The organism is Streptococcus sp. HMSC071D03 (assembly GCF_001812125.1).
GTDB classification, from domain to species: Bacteria; Bacillota; Bacilli; order Lactobacillales; family Streptococcaceae; genus Streptococcus; species Streptococcus pseudopneumoniae_N.
This window is the reverse complement of record NZ_KV807786.1, coordinates 1-768: the sequence shown is the minus strand read 5'-3', so window position 1 is coordinate 768 and position 768 is coordinate 1. Positions and strand designations below refer to the sequence as shown.

Sequence of the window (768 nt, the reverse complement as noted above, 5' to 3'; positions counted from 1 at the left end):
CCATCTTTACCTGGGATTTCTACCTTAGTTCCTGATGGATATGTTGACCCATCTGGTTTCTTCGGTGTCACTGTAACATCACCTGTCTTAGAATCTTGTTCTAACTCTACTGTTGGTTCTTTTGTTGTTCCATAAGTTCGAACGGTTGTTGGAGTTACCTTACCTGTTTTTGGATCAACTTCATAGGTAGTGGTATCAATCACATCATGACCTTCAGAATCTTTAGATTGTTCAACCTTAGTTTTCGCACCAACTTTAACGATTGTCTTACCTGCCGGGGTGACAACTGGGGTACCAACGTGTTCTGTGATATGACCGTCGTTTGAATCTACATCGTAAGTGGTTGTAGTAACTGTTTTACCTTTAGCTCCTTCAACGCGTTCATTAGGTGTGCCAACTTCTCGTTCACCATCTCTAACATACTCAACTTCTGGTTCAATCAGTGTTTCTACGACTTTATCCTTAGCTGCGACTTTGACAATAGTTGCTGTTGGATTTACTACTACTGGTTTTCCTACTGTTTCTGTAATAGCGCCTGTAGTAGGATCAACACTATACGTTGTTGTGGTAGTGCTTGAACCTGCTTGTCCTGCTTCTTCCACATTTGGTTGATCTTTGTCGCGTGTATCATCTTTTACATATTTCTTAGGTGATGGGATTTCTGTTGTTTCTACTTTATCCTTAGCTGCGACTTTGACAATAGTATTCGTTGCTTCTTTCGTACGAACTGGTTGACCTTCACTTGCTGTAATCTTTCCAGTATTAGGA

Annotated in this window: 1 pseudogene; it reads right to left on the bottom strand. The window is 40.8% G+C overall.

Annotated features, from left to right (window positions below):
• Positions 1–768: pseudogene (locus HMPREF2837_RS08025) on the bottom strand (G5 domain-containing protein); the annotation flags it as partial.